This window comes from Rhodococcus sp. BH5, assembly GCF_027583855.1.
GTDB lineage: Bacteria > Actinomycetota > Actinomycetes > Mycobacteriales > Mycobacteriaceae > Rhodococcus_F > Rhodococcus_F qingshengii.
This window is the reverse complement of the sequence record NZ_JAJHVW010000027.1, coordinates 1-19,831: the sequence shown is the minus strand read 5'-3', so window position 1 is coordinate 19,831 and position 19,831 is coordinate 1. Positions and strand designations below refer to the sequence as shown.

Here is a 19,831-nt window from a genome sequence, read left to right as displayed (position 1 = left end):
GTCCCCACTTTTGTCACAACGCTGATGCCCAACCGGCGGTGTCGTTCTCACCCGGGATTGCCATCAGGCCGTGCCACAGTTCGAGGATCTCGAACCATTCTGTCTCGGATCGGCTGAGGGGACGGACGGATTCGTAGCCGGCGCGCAGGCTCTGCCGTACCGCGATCGGTGTCGGTCGCCAATCGGTGAACAGGGTGCCCAGATAGACGCTTGCCTTGGCCAGGTCGCTCACCCGGTGCTCGATCACCACGTCGTCGAAGTCGAGTACTCCGGTGGTCCGAGAGTTTCGAGTCAAGATGTTGGCTGCACGGAAGTCGTTGTGTACCAGTTGAGTTTGGTCATCGAGCTCGGACGCACGCGCCAGGAGGCCCACGAGCCTACGCGTTGCCTCAGGCGCGAACCCGCGGTCGAAATTCTCGAGCCAACCACCGATGCGCTCCTTCAACCCGGTGCTGCGCGACGAGAAAACCGATCCGTCGACATGGGTGGCGCCGAGCGTTCGGTGTATTTCTGCCAGACATGCTCCTGCCGAACGGACCGCCACGCGGTCCTGCACGTCCAACCAATCTCCCGCCAACTCCGGCAGTACGGTGAATGACACTGCGCACGAAGGCCCTTCCAGTGTTTCCCGGTCCAGCAGTGTTTCCCGGTCCAATCCGTTCAGGGACGTGATTGGTGACGGAACGGGCACGCCCTGCGCGGCGAGTGCGCTCAGCAGGCGCGTCGACGCCTCCAGGTTCGCGAAGCGCTCTGTGTCGCGCGACCACTTCACCACCAGCCCACCTCGGTCGCTCGCAACCCACACAATCGCGTTCTGGTCACTGATCGCCATTCGCGAGCACTCGAGGGCCGTCAATCCCCAAGTCTGCTCGAGTACCGCCGAGACCCAATGGGTGGCTGCGCCGAAGCTGTTGAATCCGAATCGCTGCTTCAGAGCGGCTTCCGACTCCACCGACTCCCAGAGCATGGACAACCCGAGTGGCAACATGCCGTTCGACTCTAGTGGGGGAAGTTCGAATCGAGGTGTCGATCTCGGAAGCACCCGAAGACGCCTTGGCGACAGCTGCAGTTCATCCGCCTTGACTCAGTTCGCTGAAGATCAGGTTGGTCTGGGTATTGGCGATGGCCGGATCGTTGAGGTGCGCGCTGACGAAATCGCGAAGCCGAGTGGGGGATTCACACGACACGTGTACCAGGAGATCACGGTCCCCACTCATCAGGAACACTCGCTGAACGGAATCCAATCCGCTCAGGTGCTCGGCAATTTCCGTCATCCGGCTCCTGGCGTGGGAGTGAATCAGAATCGACACCATCGCCGAGATCTCGAGGCCGAGTAGCTCGAGGTCTATGTCTGCGTGAAACCCCTTGATGACGCCCGATTCGCGTAGCGCACGCATCCGCGCCAGAGCGGTCGACGGCGCTATCCCGACCTTCTCGGCGAGTGCGTTGTTGGGGATGCGTGCATCCCGGACGAGTTCGCGGAGAATCGCTGTATCGACGTCGTCGAGCCGAACATGATTCGGCCGAGCTGCGGCAGCTGCCCGTTCGATCGCATTTATCATCCGATTTCTCCCTGCCGTCGCGAAAATATTCAGCATCTATTGACCGCGCCCGTCGATGATCCTAGCTTTTGCCAAACACATCGAATTATCAAACGGTCGAGATCGACACAGTCGACTGTTGCGACGAAGGGGTCTGGATGTTTCCGAGGATCGGCCGCCACACGGGCGACTGGAGGGCGCGGTTGATCGACATCAGCCCGCCGATCTCCGAATCGACGCCCGTGTGGCCAGGCGATACCGCCTTCACCCGCGCTGTCACGTCCGACCTCGGCGGCAGTGACGCCGTCACCATCAACCGAATCACCACCACTCCGCATATCGGTGCTCACGCCGATGCGCCGGCGCACACTCGCATCGACGGCGCGACCATTGGTTCCGTTCCCCTCGAGCCCTATCTCGGCGAAGCACTGGTGGTCGACATGACGGGGGTCGACGGTGCCGCCTGCATCAGGCCCGTCGAAGAGACGGTGGAGCGACTCGGCGGACATCTGCCGCAACGGCTGATTCTGAGGACGTACCCGAAGTACCCACGCAAGTGGGACAACGACTTCGCCGGTGTATCTCCGGAGCTGACCCACTGGTTCGCCGACCGCGGTGGAGTTCTGATCGGAATCGACGGCGCCTCGTTCGATCCGATGGACAGCAAGACCATGGACGGGCACCACGCGGCAAGCGATCGTAGCGTCGCGATCCTCGAAGGACTTTGCCTCGACGACGTCGACGAAGGCTACTACGAGTTGATCGCACTGCCGCTGAAGTTCCTCGACCTCGATGCCAGCCCGGTACGCGCCGTGCTCCGGACTCTGCCTTCATCACCCTCAACGCCGACACATGCAGGAGAAGAATCGTCATGACATCGACAACCACACTTTCGTTGGAAGACTGCGTCAAGGCCGACGCAGTGGATCCCCTGAGGGAGTTCCGCCGCGAGTTCGCGATTCCGGAGGGCGTTCTCTACTTCGACGGAAACTCGCTCGGCGCGCGTCCCATTGCCGCGCAGGAATGCGCCGCGAGAGTGATCGGCGACGAGTGGGGCAACGGCTTGGTTCGCAGTTGGAACGAGGCTGGATGGTTCGACCTCCCGGTCCGCCTCGGTGACAAACTTGCCCCGTTGCTGGGAGCAGGTGAAGGCGAAGTGGTAGTAACGGATTCGACGTCGATCAACCTGTTCAAGGCATTGGCCTCCGCGCTGTCCATCGCGGCTGCACAGGATCCCAGCCGGAAGGTGATCGTCTCCGAGCGCGACAATTTCCCCACTGACCTCTACATTGCGGAGGGCATCATCTCGCTGCTCGATCAGGGATACGAACTACGCCTGATCGACCAACCGGGCGACCTCACCGAAGCAGTAGGACCGGACACCGCCGTAGTGATGTTGTCGCACGTCAACTACCGCACCGGAAACCTGTATGCGATGACGGAAGTCACTGCAGCAGTGCAGGAACGTGGCGCCCTCATGATCTGGGATCTCGCACACTCGGCCGGCGCCGTCACTGTCGATCTGAGCGGTGCCGACGCCGACTTCGCGGTGGGGTGTACGTACAAGTACCTCAACGGTGGTCCGGGTTCACCTGCATTCATCTGGGTCAACCGTCGCCATCAGAACACCGGAATCCAGCCGCTGTCCGGGTGGTGGGGGCACGCGCGACCATTTGCGATGGAGTCGGCCTACGAACCCGGCGCAGGAATACGACGGTTTCTGAGTGGTACTCAACCCATCACGTCGTTGTCACTCGTCGAGTGTGGTCTCGACGTCATGCTCAAAGCTGACATGGCCGACATCCGCAGCAAGTCGCTCGCGCTGGCCGATCTCTTCATCAGCCTCGTCGAGGAGCGTTGCGCTGCTTACGGTTTGGAGTTGATCACGCCGCGCGAACACGAGAGTCGTGGATCGCACGTGAGTTTTGTTCATCCCGAGGGCTATTCCATCATGAAGGCTCTCATCGCGCGGGGCGTCATCGGCGACTACCGCGAACCAGGAGTGCTGAGGTTCGGTATCACTCCGCTCTATCTCGGATACGCCGACGTGTGGAACGCCGTCGACGTGTTGCGAGACATCCTCGAGAACAAGTCCTGGGATCGCCCCGAATTCCGCGAGCGCGACGCAGTCACCTGATTCTTCCAAGTTTCCGCGGACCGGGAGGTACCGCCTTTCGCAAGGAGCTTTCATGAGTGATTTCAAAAACATTCAGCAGCGAGAATCAGGTCTCAAACGCGAACTCGGCCCCAAGCAGATGAGCATGATCGCGCTCGGCGGTGCAATCGGCACCGGACTCTTCCTCGGCAGTAAGTTCGCCATCGGCTTTGCCGGCCCGAGCGTCATCATCAGTTACGCGATCGGCGGGTTGATCGCCCTCCTGCTGATGGGTGCCCTCGCCGAAATGACTGTTGCACATGCGACATCAGGTTCGTTCGGTGCGTACGCAGAGTTCTACGTCGGACCGTTGATCGGCTTCCTCGTTCGCTATCTCTACTGGTCGTGCATCGTCCTCGCGGTCGGTACCGAGGTCACCGCAATCGGTGAGTATATGCAGTTCTGGTTCGCCGACGTACCGTCATGGCTGTGGATCGTGTTGTTCTCCGGAGTGCTGATCGGCGTGAACATGTTCAACGTCAAGGCCTTCGGAACGATGGAGTACTGGTTCTCGACGATCAAGGTCTTCGCGATCGTGGCGTTCATCGTGATGGCAGCGTACGTAGTGTTCGGTAGCGGGAACCCGGACTACGGATTTCACAACTACACGGCCGGTGGCGGATTCTTCCCGAATGGTTTGTCCGGCATGTGGTTTGCCGTGATCGTATCGATCTTCAGCTACTTGAGCATCGAGATGATCGCCATTGCAGCCGGTGAGGCGGAAAACCCCGCGGTGGCGGTGAAGAAGGCGTTCCGTGTGACGATCGTCCGACTGTTCGTCTTCTACATCGCAACGCTTGCCCTGATTCTGGCAATCGCTCCGATGGACAAGATCTTGAGCGGCGGAAGTCCCTTCGTCACGGTGATGCAGGTTGTGAAGATTCCGGGCGCAGACAGTGTGCTGAACTTCGTGGTGATCATCGCCGCGCTGTCCGCGATGAACAGTCAGCTGTACGTGTCTTCGCGAATGATGTTCTCGCTCTCCCGTGCTGGTGACGCGCCGGCCATTCTCGGCAAGGTCAGGGCCAACGGCTCACCGGTCAATGCCTTGCTGCTGTCGACGTCGGGTATCGCCGTCGCAACCATCGTCTACGTGCTCTTTCCCGAGCAGGCATTCACCTTGATGATCTCGCTGTCGATGTTCGGGGCGATGGCGACGTGGCTGCTGATCTTCGTGACGCACTGGTTCTTTCGCAAGCGGATGGCGAGCGAAGGACGAACCCTCTCGTTCACGATTCCGTTCTTCCCGGTGGGGACGATACTGGGTGGTGTCCTCATGGTCGCGATCCTCGTCACGACATTGTGGGTCGAGGATTTCAAGATGACCTTGGTGTTCGGGGTGCCGTTTGTTCTTGCCGTGATCGGCATCTACTACTTCACCCGATCACGTCGGGCGCAGAGTCGAGCGGTAACGGCTGAACAGGTTCAGGACGAGATCACCGGCACGGTGGTCAAGCGGGTTCCCTGACTTACATTGGCAATCACAGGGTTTCGGCGAAAAACTCCATAGTGCGGGTCCAGGCGAGGGCAGCAGAATCCGGGGCGTAGTGGCTGGTCGAAGTGTCGTTGTTGAACGCGTGGCCGGCGTCGGCATAGCGGTACACCCGGGCGAGATCGGACGCGGTTGCGCGCAATTGCTCGACGCTCTCCGGCGGGATACTCGGATCGAGGTCGCCGTAGTGACCGAGCCACGGGACCTGCAGTTGCGCTGCAAGTTCGGTGCCTGCGGCAATCCCATCCCATCGGGCTTCTGCAACGCCGCCACCGTAGTACGTGACAGCGGAATCGACGAGGGGTACGGCGGCACACCACAGGGATGCGGTGCCGCCCATGCAGAATCCGAGGGAGCCGACTTTGTCTGCTCCCTCGGATCGGCTGTAGTCGACGGCGGCACGTACGTCGTGGCCGATGCTTGTGCTGTCGAGTGCCATGAGCGCATCCTTCGCGGACGGGAAGTCGGTGAAGGAGGTCTGTGCGCCGCGGTGGTAGAGATGCGGGGCGACGGCAAGGTAGCCGGCATCGGCGAGGCGTTCGAGGATGCTCTCGATGTGTTGGTTCACGCCCCACGCTTCTTGGAGAACTACTACCGCATGTCTCGGTTCACTCGGCGAATCCGGTCGGCTGACGGTCAGCGGTACATCACGTGTGGTCGTCGTGAAAGTTCCCATGTCCCGACTGTATGCGAGCCCAGCCTGTAGGTGCACGGTCGAACTAGACTCGTCAAATGTTGAGTTCCGCCGTTCCGCCGATCAGCTTGGGCAGTTGGCCGACGCCCGTCGAACCTCTGGCGCGTTGCGCGCAGGCACTCGGATTGGGGCCGGAAGATCTGTGGATCAAACGTGACGACGTCACCGGCCTGGGCGGCGGCGGCAACAAGATCCGAAAGCTGCAGTACACCTGCGCTCAGGCTTTGGCCGTCGGCGCGACGACTCTGATCACTACCGGTGCACCGCAAAGCAATCACGCTCGCTTGACTGCGTCGGCAGCAGCCCGTTTGGGATTGCGTTGTGTGCTGGTGCTCGGTGGTGCCGAGCCGGAATCCGCGCAGGGAAATCTCGTTCTGGATGCACTCGCGGGCGCTGAGATCGTCTGGGCCGGTGGGGACACGGCATCCGCGCTCGACGCCGCGGTGCAGGCCGTCGCGGACTCGGGCGGTGTACCTTTTGTCATTCCCTTCGGTGGTACCAGCGCGGTGGCTGCGCAGGGATACGTGGACTGCGCACGCGAGATCGAACAGCAACTCGCCGGCGTCGATCGCGTCGTGGTTGCACTCGGATCGGGTGGAACGATGGCAGGCCTTGTCGCGCATCTGGGCGTCGACAGAGTTGTGGGCGTCGACGTCGGGGCTGTTGCCGACCCGGTGTCGACTGTCGCTGGGTTGTTGGACGAGATGCCTGGTCCGACCGCGCGAGCCGCAGATCTTCAGATCCTGCGAAACCAAGTTGGACAAGGATATTCGACGCTCACGGAAGCATCAGCCGGCGCGATCCGATGTTTGGCTCGTACTGAGGGCATCTTCCTCGACCCGACGTACACCGGCCGAGCCTTTGCGGGATTGATCCAACTCGTGAAGGACGAAGCCATCACGGCGGGATCAAAAACGGTCTTCCTGCACACCGGTGGGTTGCCTGGCCTGTTCGGACATCCCGAACTGTCGACGCTGCGGTGAGCGAGCAGATCGACTACCCGCTCAGCAGTCCGCTCGACGAACTGTCCGAGTGGCAACGCGTCGTTCGACCGCTGCGCGTCAGTGCCGACGGGTACTTGCGGTTGGCGACCAATCGGCTGGCCGTCGATTCCGACTACACCTGGGAGATGCACCGCCACAGCGATCACGAATTGCTGTGGGCGATCGACGGTGTTCTCGAGGTCCGTACTCCGGAGACTGTGTACACGGTGCCGAGCGGAGTCAGTCTGTGGATCCCGTCCTTTGTTCCCCACGAGGTGACAGCGCGCAGCGGCACAGAATTGTCGTGCACGTGGTTGGTGGCATCCGATGTGACCGGGTTGGATCGTGTGGTGGCCTTGTCCACCCCTCCGCTGCTCGAACAAGTACTCGATCACCTCACCCGAGACGACTTGACCGACGCGGCTCGTCGACGAGCCGAGGCGTTTGCCATCGACCTCGTCGAACCCGTTCCGCGACTGATTTTCGATGTGCCGCTGCCGACGACGCCGTGGCTTCGGCAGATCGCAGATCAGTTGGTCGCCAGCCCGGCCGACACCCGATCGGTCGAGGAGTGGGCCACCGACGCGAAGGTCAGTACGAGGACTCTCACACGACGGTTTCCGGCCGAAACCGGATTGACCTTCTCGGAATGGCGTATGCGACTGCGGGCTCATCATGCGATGCAACTTCTGGCACTCGGTCGAAGCATCTCGTTTGTGGCGCGGAAGACGGGTTTTCGTTCCGAAAGCGCGTTCGGTGCGGCTTTTCGTCGAACGATGGGCGTGACGCCGGGGGAGTTTGCAAGCCTGATCGATCATCCGCGCGCGCCAATGACCGATTGGCTACAGGACTAGTCCGAACAGCGACTCTAAGTGCCTCGATCGGACTTGTGCCGTGCCGCAGAATGAACTTAGGGTTGGCTAAACAATCACCCTGTAGGAGTTCTGCGTGCGCGCAATTCGATCATTTTCTTTCGGTTCCAGAGTCATCGCAGCGGCGGCGGTTGCCGTCGTAGGTGCGATGGTGGTGACCGGCTGTTCCTCGTCGTCGGCCGACTCCGAGCAGACGGACGTCCGGACCGTCGCGTCGGCGTACGGGGACATCGAGGTGCCGGTTTCACCTGAGCGCGTCGTCGCCGCGTCGTACGACACTCCTTGGCAGCTCATGTCTCTCGGAGTGAAACCGGCTGCTGTGCAGGACTACGGCAAGTGGATCAGTGAATTCACGCCGGAGCAGCAGGCCTTCGTCGACGGGCTCCCGACCATCGGGCCTTTCGGGGAAATGAACTTCGAAGCGATCGCTGCGGCGGATCCCGACATCATTGTCGGCGACGCCGACGAGGTGGACCAAGCGGCGTTCGACCGTCTGTCCGGCATTGCACCCACCGTCATCGTCAAGGGAGAGAGCCGAGGCGACTGGAAGAAGATCACCACCGAGCTTGCTGAGGCAATTGGCAAGACCGACGTGCTCGAGTCGACGCGGACTGCTTACGAAGAGAATCTCGAACGTGTCCGTGGCGAGTACGCCGACGTGATCGCGACCAACAAGTGGATTCACATTTCACTCGGAGACGCGCCCGGCGCTTTCTCGGTTCAGCAGCCCACCGGTGCGATCGGCAATTTGGTGGTCAACGAACTCGGATTGGCGTACGGGCCCGGTGTTCCGACCAATTACACCGATGCCGGATACGCGTCCTATCCGATGGAGCAGTTGGCCGACATCCTGAACGGCGTGACGGTCGTGCTGTATCCGCTGAACGCGGACGGGTCGACCAGTGCGGCGGTTCAGGCGGTCCTCGACGACAACCTCTTCACGAGGCTGCCGGCGGCGCAGGCCGGGCACGTCTTCGGATTGCAGTCGAGCGTCACAGACTTCGTGACCGCGAACGGTTGGCTGAACGAAGTGAAAACGAAGGTGTTTGCAACGCTCTGACGCTTGCTCACCTTTTCACTGCGTGCCCGCAACTGACCAGTTGAGGGCGCGCAGTCTTTTTGGTCGCCACTACGAGCGGAAATCCTGTCCTCTGCTTATGATTTCTGTCACTGCCGGTTACCGTTACTTCGACGAGGGCGACGCGGTTCGACCTTGCCTTGGCAGGGATCATCGATCCTCGGCGACGTGCGGAGGTGGTCGCCATCCCCGCAGATCCGTGGGGTATTTTGTCCGTATCTACTGTCGGGGTGAGCAGTGATGTGCGGGGGAGTTTCTGGTGAGTACAAGCGCTCGTGCCGTCTTTCGAGCAGGGCGCTCTGGATTTCGGGACCATACCCGTCCGGGCATTAGTTCTGGTTTGCTGAGCGTGAACGGTGCGTGGGGCGAATCGTTCGAGGGGACGAAAGGCGAGATCGGCGAATGACAGCGACTTCCGACGCACGGCGTACCGAATCGAACGCTGTCCAGAACACCGACTCGCCGTCCGGCGAAAATCCGCGCTGGCGCGACCGCAAGAGGTACCTGTGGCCGCTCGGATTGCTGATTCCACTCAGCCCGTTCATCTCCTGGTTTCTCGTCGACAACCTTCGTCTCGGATTGTTCTGGGCGACCGGCGCGTGGCTACTGGTCATCGTCATCCCGATCATCGACATGCTGGCCGGTGAAGACGGCGAAAGTCCGCCGGACGATGCGATCCCACGACTGCAGAAGGACCGCTACTACCGCTGGTGCACTTACGCGTTCCTCCCCTTGCAATACGCCGGTCTGGTCTTCGCCTGCTGGTGCTGGATCAACGCTCCGATGGGAATCGCGGAGAAGATCGCGATGTCGTTCACGGTGGGCGTCGTCGCCGGCGTCGGTATCAACGCGGCCCACGAGCTCGGCCACAAGAGCGAGAAGATCGAACAGTGGCTCGCGAAAGTGGCGCTTGCGCAATCTCTCTACGGGCACTTCTACGTGGAACACAATTTCGGCCACCATGTGCGTGTAGCTACTCCGCAGGACCCGGCCAGCTCACGGTTCGGTGAGAGCTTCTGGAGGTTCTTGCCACGAAGTGTGTTCGGCGGGCTGCGTTCGGCATGGCGCATCGAGAGCGCTCGACTCCAGAGGAAAGGCAAACGAACCTGGAGCTTCGAGAACAATATTCTCAACGCTTGGGCGATGAGTGTTGTCCTCTTCGCGACGCTGATCGGTATCTTCGGTTGGGAGGTCGCGCCCTGGCTCCTGCTGCAGGCAGTTGCCGGATTCACCTTCCTCGAAGCCGCGAACTACCTCGAGCATTACGGCCTGCTGCGTGGCAAGCGTGCCGACGGCTCGTACGTTCGCTGCAGCCCCGCTGACAGTTGGAACAGCGATCACGTCGTGAGCAATCTGTTTCTCTACCAACTGCAGCGGCACAGCGATCACCACGCCAACCCGAAGCTGCGGTACCAAAGTCTGCGTAGCGCGGCCGAAGCGCCGCAACTTCCGGCCGGCTACGCAGTGATGATCGTGATCGCGTGGATTCCACCGCTGTGGCGCCGGGTGATGGATCAGAGATTGTTGGACTACTACGACGGCGACACAGAACGAATCAACGTCGGCTGATCCGCATCCCTCTCTGAACTGTTCGGAGTTGCCGTCTCAGCGACCGTCGTCCCACACGGTGTTGCCGCTTGCAGTCGTCGACGGGTAGTCCTGGACGGCGTCCCAATGCTCGACGATTTTGCCGTTCTCGTCGAATCGGAAGATGTCCATCGAGCCGCTGCCGGCCGTTCCCTCACCGGACGAAGCGAAGGTCTGAACAAAGACGAAGTCGCCCTCGGCTACCGTCCGTGGAAACTTGGTGGCCTTGTCTTCGGTAACGGGTTCGATCCCGGCCAGTGCGGTGACAAATGCGTCCTTGCCGTCAGCGAACGAGGGGTTGTGCTGCGTGTAGGTCGGACCGACCAGCTGGTCGGCAGCCTCGGCGGCTTTGCCTTCGTTGAAGGCGAGCTGCAGGAACGTCAACGCGTTGGCCGTGTTGCGCTCCAAGACTTCTGACGACTTGGACGGCGACGAGGTGGGTCCGTCGAACATCGTGTTCGGATTCGCGGACGTTTCCGGCACGTCTTGAATGGCATCCCAGTGTTCGACGATCTTGCCGTTGTCGACGCGGAAGATGTCGAATACCGCCTGGCCGCGGTCGCCGGGTGCAGACGTGGTGTGGGACTGGAGGGCAACCAGATCGCCCTCGGCGAAAACGCGAGTGATCTCGGCATGCAATCCGGGTGTGGCCTCGACGTAACCGCCTATGCCGCTGACAAATCCGGCTGCCCCATCGGCGGCGGTGGGGTTGTGCTGGATGTAGACGTCGCCAAGGTACCGGTCGGCGGCTTGCTGAACCTGACGGCCGTTGAACGCCAGTTCGTAGAAGTCCGTGACGACGGTCTTGTTGGATTCGAGTTGATCGCCCTGTTCGGCAACAACGCTCGTGGACGTCGTAGAACTGCTGGGCGTTGCGGATTCCGCGTCGTTGGAGCACGCGGTGAGCAGGAGTGCGGCGGCAGCGGGAACAGTCATCCAGGCTGCGCGCCTACGAAGGTTGCTCATATTCAGTGTGCGACGGTGAAACGCTGGCGACGGTGGGCCGGAGTCTCGATCTCGTCGACAAAAGCGTGTGCGTAGTCTTCGCCCGCGATGGCGGAGTTGCCCTCGGCGTCCGTCAGGAGAATGTCGCCACCCAACTGGAACGATCCCTTCGGGGCGACGCCGGCATGGGCACCGAACGCAGCGGCCGGGCTCACGTAGAACCAGTCGACATTGCTGTCGGTCGCGCGGAGCGCATCGAGGACGTCGGCGTGAGCGAGTGCCTCACCCTTGTATGCGTCCGGGAAGTCGGGGGTGTCGACGACGCGTGGCCCACCCTCGGAGACCAACAGGCTGCCGGCGCCACCGACTACGGCAATGCGAGCACCGTTGCGTGCGGCGGCATCTGCGAGGGGAGTGACGGCGTCGAGCAGGCGCTTGCCGTCGATCTCGCGAGCGGGGATGGCAACGACAACGACGTCGTTGTCTGCCGTGATCTGCTCCACGATCGTGTTGTCGTGAACAGAACCCTGCACGACATTCGTGTCGGTTCCGGACTGCGCGCTGCGAGCGACGACGGTTACCTCGTGGCCGCGTGAAGCGGCTTCTTTCGCGATTGCGCTTCCTGCAAAACCGTTTCCACCGAATACTGCGATCTTCGACATGGGGTGTGCCTTTCCTTGATGTCGTCGTTGTGCTTGTAGTAGTAAATTTATTCACCCCGAGGTGCATTGTCTCGGTCAGATGCGGGCATTCCTTGGTGAAAAACAGACATCATGATGACGATGGGCCGACTGCTTCGGGTCGACGTTGCGAACCGTAGGGTTGGTACATGACTCTCACCGCCGACAACAATGCAGGTCCAGTGGCAATCGAGCGCTCGGACGTCGAAGCTGCGCGGACTCGTATCGCGGGACTGGCGCGGCGTACTCCGATCTTTCGCACTGCGCTACCGACGCCACAGGGTGAGGTACCGGTTCTGTTCAAGCTCGAGTACCTCCAGCACGGCGGTTCCTTCAAAGTGCGCGGCAGTCTCAATGCAGTGGAACGAGCGGTCGCCGACGGCACCATGCCCGATGCCGGCGTGGTGATCGCGTCTGGCGGCAACGCTGCAATCGGGGCCGCGTGGGCAGCGCGGCGACGAGGACTCACCTGCACAGTGGTGGTGCCGGAGACAGCGCCTGATGCCAAGGTGAAGGCTCTCGGAGAGTTGGGTGCAACCGTTCACAAGGTAGGCGACCGGTATGCACTCGCTGCTGCCGCTGCGGCGGACATCGCACGCACCAGCGGTGCGCTCGAACTGCATGCCTACGACCTGCCCGACATCGTCAGTGGGGCCGGCACCATCGCTCTCGAGCTCGAAGACGACGCATCCGGACCGATCACGTATTGCGTTGCAGTCGGCGGCGGCGGATTGGTCTCTGGAATCGTCGCGGCGGCTCGTCCCGAAGATCACGTGGTAGCCGTCGAGCCGACCGGAGCTGCCACCTTGCACACCTCGCTCGATGCGGGGCGTCCGGTGGATATCGAAGTAAACAGTATCGCCGGAGACTCGTTGGGGGCTACACGAATTGGTGCCATCGCCTGGGAGACACTGCATGAGAGTTCGGTAGACAGTGTTGTGGTCGAAGATGATTCGATCCGACAGGCGCGGGCATTCCTGTGGCGGGAGTTCCGGATTCTGGTGGAGTTGGGAACCGCAGCAGCATTGGCTCCGGTTCTGAACGGAACGGTGTCGCCGCCGTCCGACGGTGAACTGTGCGTGGTTTTATGCGGAGCCAACACACATCCGACCGACCTGTAATTTCAGCGTATTTGTTTGCCTGCGTGTGAGAAAGTCGCAGGTGGGTACCTCTCGCAGTATGAGTACCAGCAGCATTATCTGGATAATTGTTGCCGTGGTCGTGGTGATAGCGATCGTGGCCGCACTCCTGTGGGTGGCGCGAAACAGGCGTGACGAGCGTCGTCACATCGAGGCAGAACAGATCCGCGAAGACGTCGCAGACAAGTCACTGCAAGTAGGCGAGCGCGAGGCGCGGGCAGAAGAGACAGCAGCCAAAGCGCGCATGGTGCAGGCAGAGGCCGACGCCAAAGCGGCGGAAGCGTCTGCGCTGCAACATCATGCAGCGCAGCATCGGAAAGAGGCGACGAGTTCTCGCGAGGAACTGAACCAGCAACGAGATCATGCAGACACGATCGACCCCAAGGTTCCCAACCCCGAAGAACCGCGGTCGACGCCGGATCAGAACCCTCGAAACCCTTGATCTCGAAACACTTGATGCAGGCGTTCGAGGGAAGCGTCTGCCCGTATATGGTTCGACGATCATGATGAATAAAGAATCGTCACCGCACGACCAGAAGAGCGTCGCGTCCACGGCGGCTGACGTCGCACAGAACAATGTCTTCGAGCGCTTTGCCCGTGCCGGATTCGTCGTCAGCGGTGTGGTTCATCTGCTGATCGGATATATCGCGATCCGCCTTGCTCTCGGTGGATCCGGGTCTGCGGACCAATCGGGTGCGATGGCCGAGTTGGCAGGAAAGCCAGGGGGTGTCTTCGCTCTGTGGGTCGGCGTCGTGGCCTTCCTTGCCATGGCGTTGTGGAGATTGGCCGAAGCTGCGTTGGGAAGCTCGTCGTCGCCGTCCTCTGACGACAAGAAGAAAGAGTTCTTCAACCGCGCAAAGGCTCTGGGCATTTCGCTCGTCTATTTCGGTTTTGCGTTCACTGCATTCGGATTCGCCCGCGGTAGCGGGAAGTCCAGCAGCGGTCAGAGTGCGGGGATCACGGCGCGTTTGATGGAGAACACGCTTGGAACTATCGCATTGGTGATCGGCGGGATCGCGATCATCGCTGTTGGTGTGTACCACGTGTACAAGGGCGCGAGCCAGAACTTCCTCGATGATCTGAAAGGCACACCCAGCAACTTCGTGCGCCGACTCGGAACCGTCGGGTACGTCGCCAAGGGCTTGGCCATCGCTGCAGTCGGCATTCTGGTTCTTCTTGCGGTCAACAGTTCCGAACCCGGCAAGTCCTCCGGACTCGACGGAGCGTTCAAGACGCTGGGCGCGCAGCCGTACGGAGTGGCGCTGCTGATCCTTGCCGGATTGGGCATCATCACCTACGGGCTCTACTGCTTCGTGATGGCGCGCTCGACGAAGATGTAGCGCCTGTAGGCAAGTGGGCCTATCCGAATGACCCGGTCTGGAAGCCGACGTCGCTGCCCGACGAACTTCCCGTCGAGCTACCGAATATGGGTAGTCTCGGAACCAGATCATGCATCAGGTTCACGGCTGCAGGGTCGATCATCGCCGCATTTCCACCGTTCGCCAGAATCGTGATCGACCAGCCGCTGTCGGGAACCAGCAGGGTGATGCAGTTGGATCCCGAGCTGTCTCCGTTTTTCTCGGCGAACCGTTGTGGGAAGTTCGGCGTCGGGGGTTGGAGCTGCCACGCCATTCCCATTCCGAATGCAGGATTCTCCGGAGCTTGCGTGTCGATCTGCTCGAGCATCGAGGTCAGGACTGGTTTGAGCGGGTTGTTTCCGTAGCCGAGAGTTGTTGCAGCCCAAATCGACATGTCCTCGGCGGTGCTGACCAGCCCACCCCCTCCTGCGATCGCACCCGTGTTGTTCCACAGAGGCGCTCGTGTGCCGTCGAGGTGGTACGGAACGGCAAGGTCGGTTGCTTTGGTCTCGATCACGGTACCCATCATCCCGAGCGGGTCGGTGATTTCGCGGGCGACTGCCGCCGCGAATGGTGGCTTCTCTTGTCCCGGAATGATTTTGTCGGCCATGAGTGTGCCGAGCAGTCCGAACCCGAAGTCCGAGTACAGCCAGTGGCTACCGGGGGCGAACTCCAAGGCGCCGGCGTCTTGGAGTCCTTTCCAGAGCATATTTCTGGTGTACTTCGCCTTCTCGTCCGTGCACGATCGTGTGGGATCGGCACACCCCGCCGAAAGATTGGGCGGGTCGTCGCTCAGGCCGGAACGGTGGGTGACCAGTTGGCGAAGCGTGATCTCCTCGCCGCCGATGCCTTTCGGCAGCGGGTTGCCATCCGAATACTTGCTCGCCAGGTCGTCCAATCCGACTTCTCCCCGAGAGATCAGTTTCGCCAGTAGTGCAGCGGTGAAGGTCTTGGTCTCCGAGGCGATCTCGAATTGCGTTCGTGGAGTGACTCTCACGCCGTTTTCGACGTCGGCCTGGCCGTAGTGGTACGTAGTGGTGACACTCGCCTTGCGGTTCTTCTCATCCGGTTTGACGATAGCGAAGGCAAGGCCGGGAACGCCGCTGTTCAGCAGTGTCTCTGCGACGCGTTGCACCGCTTGGGCTTCAGCAGGATCGCCGACCCGCGAACCTGGATTGGGTGCCGTGGGGCCGGCGGCGCCGGCGGTCGAGGAGGTCGCGAGGGTTATGACCGCGGTTGCCGCCAGCCCTGCAACGCTGATGAACTGTCGTCGTGACGTCCGGGCGGACCCTCGATCCTGGTTATCCATTGTTTGCACATTACAACCAAAGTCGACTGGTTTGACTGTTTTGTCGGAATTGCCAAGGTGTGGTCCTTAGGCGATGGTTTCGCTAGATCACGCCGCCGTTGACGTAGATGACCTGGCCATTGACCCAACGAGCTGGGCCGGCGAGAAATGCGACAGCCTCCGCGATGTCCATCGGTGTGCCGAGGCGTTCCAGGGGAGCCAGCTTGGACAGGTTCTCCACTGTAGCTTCGTCTTTCCCGTCAAGGAACAGATCGGTGGCCGTGGGGCCTGGGGCTACGGCGTTGACCGTGATATCGCGTCCCCGTAGCTCTTTCGCGAGAACCAGAGTGATCGCGTCGACAGCACCTTTGGTGGCGGCGTACGCGGCATAAGTCGGAAAAGCCAGCTTCTTCACGGAGGTGGAGAAATTGATGATCGCACCACCGCGCCGGACACGTCTGGCTGCCTGCTGGTCGACCACGAAGGTCCCTCGGACGTTGGTCCGATGCATCCGATCGAAATCGTCGAAGTTCAGTTCTGCGACGGTGGAGAGGATCATGATTCCGGCTGCGTGAACGACGACGTCGATGCCCCCGAACTCCTCCTCGACCGTATCGAACAGTGTGGCGACTTCACCTTCGTCGGCGACGTCCGCATGCACCGCGATGGCGCGACCGCCCGCAGCGACGATGGCGTCAGCTGTTTCCTGGGCGCGTTGAATTTTTCCTGAATAGTGCACGGCGACAGCCATTCCGTCGGCGGCGAGCTTCTCGGCAGTCGCTCGCCCGATGCCGCCGGACGCTCCGGTGACGATGGCGACGCGGGTGGTGGTGTCAGTCATGATGTAACTCCTGAACTGGTTTCGGTTGCATCGGACAGCTTGCGAAGCCACTCTCGTAGTAGGCCGACTTCGTTGGCGGAGAGAGAAGTTGAATCTGCAGCGGCCAGTTGGGCGTCGAGAGTAGATGCAACTCTGTTGAGTGAGGTTTCCGGGTGGGCGCCGGATTCGTCGATGATGGACGCGAAGATTCCGTCGCGAACTCGCTGTGACAGCGTCGGATCGGGGTACTGTTCCGGCCTGACGACGAGCATCAGAGCGACGCCCGCATTCGCGGACATCACCATCTGCGTAGCCACGTCGACCGATACGGTCAGAACACCTGCCGCAGCGCATCGTTGGAGAACGGATCGAAGTAGCGCCTGAGCCTGCAGGGCGGTGTCGGCGCTCTGGGCGGAAGGTGAGTGCATCAAGCGGTAGTGAGCGGGATGCGCGAGCGCGAAGGCGGTGTGCGCATCCCAGCCGGCCCGCAGATCGGCGACGGGGTCATCGGAAGGTGTCGCAGCCCGTTTGCCTTCGAGGTATTCGAAGAAGCCCGCCTCGACGACGGCTGCGAGCAGTCCGTCCTTGTCGCCGAACTGACGGTAGAGCGCGGGGGCGCCGACGCCGGCCATCTCGCACACGGCGCGGGTGGATATGTCGCCGTTGGGGGAGGTGTTGAGCAGCTCGGTTGCCGCGGCCAGAATCTTTGCTCTCGAACCCATGGAAACAACGCTAACACAAATATGTAATCGTTGCTATCGCCGGTTGGGTCGTGCGAACGAACTACAGACACAGGCGCCAGAACTTGATCAGATGAGTGAGCCGGTCCGGCCACGGTTCTGTGTGGAGTGACAGCTAGAGCCGTTCTGTTCTCACACTCTGAATGAAGGAATCCTGGTGATCGATTCGGAAACTACTGTTGCGCAGAATAATTCGCATTCCGGTTATCTGGGGTGGATTCTGCGGGTCATCAGTGTCGTGGCGTGCGCTGCGGTTGCAACGGTCGTTGTCTCGCTGACGCTCGGGCCGCCATTCGCGCGGGCCTGGGCACAGTGGGTTGCTCGTCATCTAGGTGGGGACTTCGAGACGGGAGTCGTTGTCGGATTTGTGACTGGGCTTCTGGGCACCGCTGTGACTTTGTTTGCAGCGCTGATGAGTTCGTTGGCGTGGCGGCGACGCGGTGGCCCGGCATTGTCGCTTGGTGTCGGTGCCATTGCCATGCTTGCCGTTATTCCTGGCGCAGTGAATTTGAGTATCGCGGTCGGTGCAGCAGGATCCGGTGTGAGGGCGGCGGGGAGGATCCTCGACGTCGACGGGCCGGCGTTTCGTGGAGCCTGGATAGCCGGATCTGTGGCGGGGCTGTTGCTGTATATGGCCGCGGCGCTGCTGTTAGGGAGGAGCCTTCGTTCGACGTTCGGGCCTGTCAGGCAGGTGGCGGCACCGCTCCCTGGGGTGGTCGGCTACACCGCCGATGGCCAACCCGTTTTTGCACAAGTGGGCTTCACATCGGACGGGATTCCGGTACTCGCAGATCAACTTGCAGCGCGCTATCCAGCGCGGCCAGCGGTCGGCACGAATGCCTTGGCCATCGTCGCACTTGTACTTGGAATCTTCGGTGGAGTTCTTGCTATTCCAGTGGGGTATGTGTCGTTGAACCAGATTCGCCGTTCCGGCGAAAGTGGGCGCGGATTGGCAGTGGCCGGACTCGTTCTCGGCTATCTGTCCCTGGTCGTCGTCGTAGGTTTCGTATTCGTGGCTGTGTCCGCGGCCTATCGATAATTTGGGTCGCGCGTCAGAGTTGGGTGGGCTGGAGTGGCTCGATGTCGGAGGTGCGAGGTCCGAACAGGTCCATAGCCCGGGTGCGAATGGACGGTAGTGCTTCGTGGATGCTCCCGCCGAGGCGGTGGAGAGAGTTGAACGAGCGTGATTCCCAAACCGGAAACTCTCCGTCGGTGTCGCGTGATGCTGTGTCCCACAGGAGGGCGTCACCGTTTTCGCTCCATCCGAAAACCTGCAGCGAGTCGGGGAGTGACCAATCGCCGTCGGGTTCGATCATCCAATCGAACTCGTCATCCTGTCCTTCTCTGTAGACCGAATGAAGATGGGCGGTGAGGTTGCGGGCGCGCCCTTGCCAGCCGTCGGCAAATCCGGGAAGGACGGGCGGATAGATGAGCCAGAGTCCGAAGGTCCGCGCCCAACCTGCGTGCCTGATGAATGCGCGATATGAATCGGGGAAGCCCTGCCGGTCGGGAAATCGATAGGAATCCATAAGGGCAAAATCGATATGCGCGAGCGTCGGTCGGCCGTCTACCGTCAGCGCGTTGGTTCCCTGTGCAAACACACCCTCAACGCTAGCAATAGGGGATACCGTGCCGCCCTTTCCGGCTATCGAAGCACGCCGGAATGGGTCACCGAGGCGTTTGCTCGGTGACCTCCGGGTTCAGAGTCGTGTGGTGGAGCGGCGGGGTTTCCGGTCGGGGTCGATGCCCGTTGGTGGGATGAACCAGGGCAGGTGATCGGTGCCCATTCGGATTTCCCATTTGCCGGTGAATCCGGGTTTTCGGTGCATCAGGGTGTGGTGGGTTCGGCAGAGTAGGACCAGGTTGTCCATGACGGTTGGTCCTCCTTTGGCCCAGTGTTGGATGTGGTGGGCGTCGGTCCAGGCGGGGACGCAGTCGCAGCCGGGGAAGGCGCACCCTTTGTCTCGGGCGATCAGGGCGGTGCGTTGTGCCGCGGTGACAAGCCTTTTGAGTGGGGTGACATCGAGTGGGGCACCGTTTCCGTCGAGGAGGACGCTGGACAGCATGCAGTCACAGGCGATCATGCGGGTGCGGCCGACGCTCAGTGGACCCATCCAGGGCATGTGGCCGACATCGAGATCTTGTTTGTCGAGATCGTGAAAGTCGAGATCGAGCATGCCGGGATCGTCGTCCTCGGAGGGGACAGGTGTTGAGCCATCACTCGTTGTGGCGCATTCACGGTGGTAGGCCAGGTCTTTGGCGTTGATGTGCACGTTCAGGTGTGGGCGTTGGCCGCCGTCGATGCCGGTGGCAGCGTTGTCGAGGTAGCGCCGGACGAGTTCTGCCATGGCGTCTGCGTTGCGTGTGGCGGCGGGTCGTTTGTCGGGTGTGCCGTCTTCGGCGGGGGTGGGCATGGAGAGGTTGGAGAGGGCGGAGAGAAGCATTTCGCCGGTCACTCC

At 61.3% G+C, this 19,831-nt stretch carries 21 protein-coding genes; 11 read left to right on the top strand and 10 right to left on the bottom strand.

The features are described 5' to 3' along the window. Window positions 1–13: 13 nt before the first annotated feature. A complete protein-coding gene (locus RhoBH5_RS31000) occupies window positions 14–988 on the bottom strand; it encodes a phosphotransferase enzyme family protein (RefSeq protein ID WP_270009391.1) in 975 nt (324 codons plus the stop codon). 82 nt (window positions 989–1,070) lie between these two features. Then, window positions 1,071–1,562 (bottom strand): Lrp/AsnC family transcriptional regulator, encoded by a 492-nt coding sequence (locus tag RhoBH5_RS30995; protein WP_007730865.1) that lies wholly within the window; start codon window positions 1,560–1,562, stop codon window positions 1,071–1,073. Between the two features lie 137 nt (window positions 1,563–1,699). Here RhoBH5_RS30995 and kynB point away from each other — a divergent pair, with 137 nt between their 5' ends. Genes kynB through RhoBH5_RS30980 form a run of 3 tightly spaced genes read left to right on the top strand, consistent with a single transcriptional unit; the run spans window position 1,700 to window position 5,164 of the window. Beyond that, a complete protein-coding gene (gene kynB, locus RhoBH5_RS30990) occupies window positions 1,700–2,416 on the top strand; it encodes an arylformamidase (RefSeq protein ID WP_054187492.1) in 717 nt (238 codons plus the stop codon). Continuing rightward, a complete protein-coding gene (kynU, locus tag RhoBH5_RS30985; protein ID WP_054187491.1) occupies window positions 2,413–3,678 on the top strand; it encodes a kynureninase in 1,266 nt (421 codons plus the stop codon). Before kynB ends, kynU begins: the two co-directional genes overlap by 4 nt. A 52-nt stretch (window positions 3,679–3,730) precedes the next feature. Further along, entirely contained in the window at window positions 3,731–5,164 is a 1,434-nt protein-coding gene (locus RhoBH5_RS30980) for an amino acid permease (protein WP_003943087.1), read from the top strand. 13 nt (window positions 5,165–5,177) lie between these two features. On the opposite strand, the gene RhoBH5_RS30975 is transcribed toward RhoBH5_RS30980, so the two are convergent. Beyond that, the gene (locus RhoBH5_RS30975; RefSeq protein WP_019745675.1) at window positions 5,178–5,864 is read right to left on the bottom strand and encodes a dienelactone hydrolase family protein; all 687 of its coding nucleotides are present in this window, start codon (window positions 5,862–5,864) and stop codon (window positions 5,178–5,180) included. A gap of 56 nt (window positions 5,865–5,920) precedes the next feature. Here RhoBH5_RS30975 and RhoBH5_RS30970 point away from each other — a divergent pair, with 56 nt between their 5' ends. From RhoBH5_RS30970 to RhoBH5_RS30955, 4 genes are all read left to right on the top strand, one after another. Beyond that, window positions 5,921–6,865, top strand: a complete 945-nt coding sequence (locus tag RhoBH5_RS30970) for a D-cysteine desulfhydrase family protein (RefSeq protein ID WP_054187490.1) — start codon at window positions 5,921–5,923, stop codon at window positions 6,863–6,865. After that, window positions 6,862–7,719: a helix-turn-helix transcriptional regulator gene (locus RhoBH5_RS30965; RefSeq protein ID WP_050655982.1), complete on the top strand. Its 858-nt coding sequence runs from the start codon at window positions 6,862–6,864 to the stop codon at window positions 7,717–7,719. The genes RhoBH5_RS30970 and RhoBH5_RS30965 overlap by 4 nt, the downstream gene beginning before the upstream one ends. A gap of 94 nt (window positions 7,720–7,813) precedes the next feature. Beyond that, the gene (locus tag RhoBH5_RS30960; RefSeq protein ID WP_030536016.1) at window positions 7,814–8,797 is read left to right on the top strand and encodes an ABC transporter substrate-binding protein; all 984 of its coding nucleotides are present in this window, start codon (window positions 7,814–7,816) and stop codon (window positions 8,795–8,797) included. 420 nt (window positions 8,798–9,217) lie between these two features. Then, window positions 9,218–10,384: an alkane 1-monooxygenase gene (locus RhoBH5_RS30955; protein ID WP_030536015.1), complete on the top strand. Its 1,167-nt coding sequence runs from the start codon at window positions 9,218–9,220 to the stop codon at window positions 10,382–10,384. A gap of 36 nt (window positions 10,385–10,420) precedes the next feature. Here the strand turns inward: RhoBH5_RS30955 and RhoBH5_RS30950 are convergent, their stop codons facing one another. Together RhoBH5_RS30950 and RhoBH5_RS30945 are read right to left on the bottom strand one after the other, a co-directional pair. Beyond that, the gene (locus RhoBH5_RS30950; RefSeq protein WP_225320166.1) at window positions 10,421–11,338 is read right to left on the bottom strand and encodes a nuclear transport factor 2 family protein; all 918 of its coding nucleotides are present in this window, start codon (window positions 11,336–11,338) and stop codon (window positions 10,421–10,423) included. Window positions 11,339–11,370: 32 nt separating this feature from the next. Next, complete coding sequence (locus RhoBH5_RS30945) at window positions 11,371–12,009, bottom strand: NAD(P)-dependent oxidoreductase (RefSeq protein WP_030536013.1); 639 nt, start codon at window positions 12,007–12,009, stop codon at window positions 11,371–11,373. Window positions 12,010–12,176: 167 nt separating this feature from the next. Between RhoBH5_RS30945 and RhoBH5_RS30940 the strand changes: the two genes are divergently transcribed. The 3 genes from RhoBH5_RS30940 to RhoBH5_RS30930 all read left to right on the top strand — a co-directional run bounded on the left by RhoBH5_RS30940 (window position 12,177) and on the right by RhoBH5_RS30930 (window position 14,506). Further along, window positions 12,177–13,148 (top strand): serine/threonine dehydratase, encoded by a 972-nt coding sequence (locus RhoBH5_RS30940; protein WP_037126245.1) that lies wholly within the window; start codon window positions 12,177–12,179, stop codon window positions 13,146–13,148. 58 nt (window positions 13,149–13,206) lie between these two features. Then, window positions 13,207–13,608 carry a hypothetical protein gene (locus RhoBH5_RS30935; protein WP_020971062.1) on the top strand — a complete coding sequence of 134 codons (402 nt, stop codon included), beginning with the start codon at window positions 13,207–13,209 and terminating at the stop codon, window positions 13,606–13,608. Between the two features lie 61 nt (window positions 13,609–13,669). Then, the gene (locus tag RhoBH5_RS30930) at window positions 13,670–14,506 is read left to right on the top strand and encodes a DUF1206 domain-containing protein (RefSeq protein WP_003943056.1); all 837 of its coding nucleotides are present in this window, start codon (window positions 13,670–13,672) and stop codon (window positions 14,504–14,506) included. 19 nt (window positions 14,507–14,525) lie between these two features. Here RhoBH5_RS30930 and RhoBH5_RS30925 read toward each other — a convergent pair whose 3' ends face one another. From RhoBH5_RS30925 to RhoBH5_RS30915, 3 genes are all read right to left on the bottom strand, one after another. Next, complete coding sequence (locus RhoBH5_RS30925) at window positions 14,526–15,833, bottom strand: serine hydrolase domain-containing protein (RefSeq protein WP_270009390.1); 1,308 nt, start codon at window positions 15,831–15,833, stop codon at window positions 14,526–14,528. 82 nt (window positions 15,834–15,915) lie between these two features. Beyond that, window positions 15,916–16,653 (bottom strand): SDR family oxidoreductase, encoded by a 738-nt coding sequence (locus RhoBH5_RS30920; RefSeq protein WP_270009389.1) that lies wholly within the window; start codon window positions 16,651–16,653, stop codon window positions 15,916–15,918. After that, entirely contained in the window at window positions 16,650–17,354 is a 705-nt protein-coding gene (locus RhoBH5_RS30915; protein WP_270009388.1) for a TetR/AcrR family transcriptional regulator, read from the bottom strand. Before RhoBH5_RS30915 ends, RhoBH5_RS30920 begins: the two co-directional genes overlap by 4 nt. A 175-nt stretch (window positions 17,355–17,529) precedes the next feature. Here RhoBH5_RS30915 and RhoBH5_RS30910 point away from each other — a divergent pair, with 175 nt between their 5' ends. Continuing rightward, window positions 17,530–18,411, top strand: coding sequence for a DUF4190 domain-containing protein (locus RhoBH5_RS30910; RefSeq protein ID WP_058226913.1), 882 nt, complete (start codon window positions 17,530–17,532; stop codon window positions 18,409–18,411). A 13-nt stretch (window positions 18,412–18,424) separates the two neighbouring features. Here RhoBH5_RS30910 and RhoBH5_RS30905 read toward each other — a convergent pair whose 3' ends face one another. Together RhoBH5_RS30905 and RhoBH5_RS30900 are read right to left on the bottom strand one after the other, a co-directional pair. Continuing rightward, complete coding sequence (locus tag RhoBH5_RS30905; RefSeq protein WP_233272385.1) at window positions 18,425–18,973, bottom strand: SMI1/KNR4 family protein; 549 nt, start codon at window positions 18,971–18,973, stop codon at window positions 18,425–18,427. Between the two features lie 99 nt (window positions 18,974–19,072). Continuing rightward, the coding region (locus tag RhoBH5_RS30900) for an HNH endonuclease signature motif containing protein (protein ID WP_270009387.1) at window positions 19,073–19,831 on the bottom strand (759 nt) is incomplete at its 5' end.

Bases quoted from the DNA above. Each gene is read 5' to 3' on its own strand.
- RhoBH5_RS30950 (WP_225320166.1), bottom strand. From the start codon at position 11,338: ATGACTGTTCCCGCTGCCGCCGCACTCCTGCTCACCGCGTGCTCCAAC.
- RhoBH5_RS31000 (WP_270009391.1), bottom strand. From the start codon at position 988: ATGTTGCCACTCGGGTTGTCCATGCTCTGGGAGTCGGTGGAGTCGGAA.
- RhoBH5_RS30915 (WP_270009388.1), bottom strand. From the start codon at position 17,354: ATGGGTTCGAGAGCAAAGATTCTGGCCGCGGCAACCGAGCTGCTCAAC.
- RhoBH5_RS30970 (WP_054187490.1), top strand. From the start codon at position 5,921: ATGTTGAGTTCCGCCGTTCCGCCGATCAGCTTGGGCAGTTGGCCGACG.
- RhoBH5_RS30930 (WP_003943056.1), top strand. From the start codon at position 13,670: ATGATGAATAAAGAATCGTCACCGCACGACCAGAAGAGCGTCGCGTCC.
- kynB (WP_054187492.1), top strand. From the start codon at position 1,700: ATGTTTCCGAGGATCGGCCGCCACACGGGCGACTGGAGGGCGCGGTTG.
- RhoBH5_RS30945 (WP_030536013.1), bottom strand. From the start codon at position 12,009: ATGTCGAAGATCGCAGTATTCGGTGGAAACGGTTTTGCAGGAAGCGCA.
- RhoBH5_RS30935 (WP_020971062.1), top strand. From the start codon at position 13,207: ATGAGTACCAGCAGCATTATCTGGATAATTGTTGCCGTGGTCGTGGTG.
- RhoBH5_RS30955 (WP_030536015.1), top strand. From the start codon at position 9,218: ATGACAGCGACTTCCGACGCACGGCGTACCGAATCGAACGCTGTCCAG.
- RhoBH5_RS30980 (WP_003943087.1), top strand. From the start codon at position 3,731: ATGAGTGATTTCAAAAACATTCAGCAGCGAGAATCAGGTCTCAAACGC.
- RhoBH5_RS30925 (WP_270009390.1), bottom strand. From the start codon at position 15,833: ATGGATAACCAGGATCGAGGGTCCGCCCGGACGTCACGACGACAGTTC.
- kynU (WP_054187491.1), top strand. From the start codon at position 2,413: ATGACATCGACAACCACACTTTCGTTGGAAGACTGCGTCAAGGCCGAC.
- RhoBH5_RS30940 (WP_037126245.1), top strand. From the start codon at position 12,177: ATGACTCTCACCGCCGACAACAATGCAGGTCCAGTGGCAATCGAGCGC.
- RhoBH5_RS30920 (WP_270009389.1), bottom strand. From the start codon at position 16,653: ATGACTGACACCACCACCCGCGTCGCCATCGTCACCGGAGCGTCCGGC.
- RhoBH5_RS30995 (WP_007730865.1), bottom strand. From the start codon at position 1,562: ATGATAAATGCGATCGAACGGGCAGCTGCCGCAGCTCGGCCGAATCAT.
- RhoBH5_RS30975 (WP_019745675.1), bottom strand. From the start codon at position 5,864: ATGGGAACTTTCACGACGACCACACGTGATGTACCGCTGACCGTCAGC.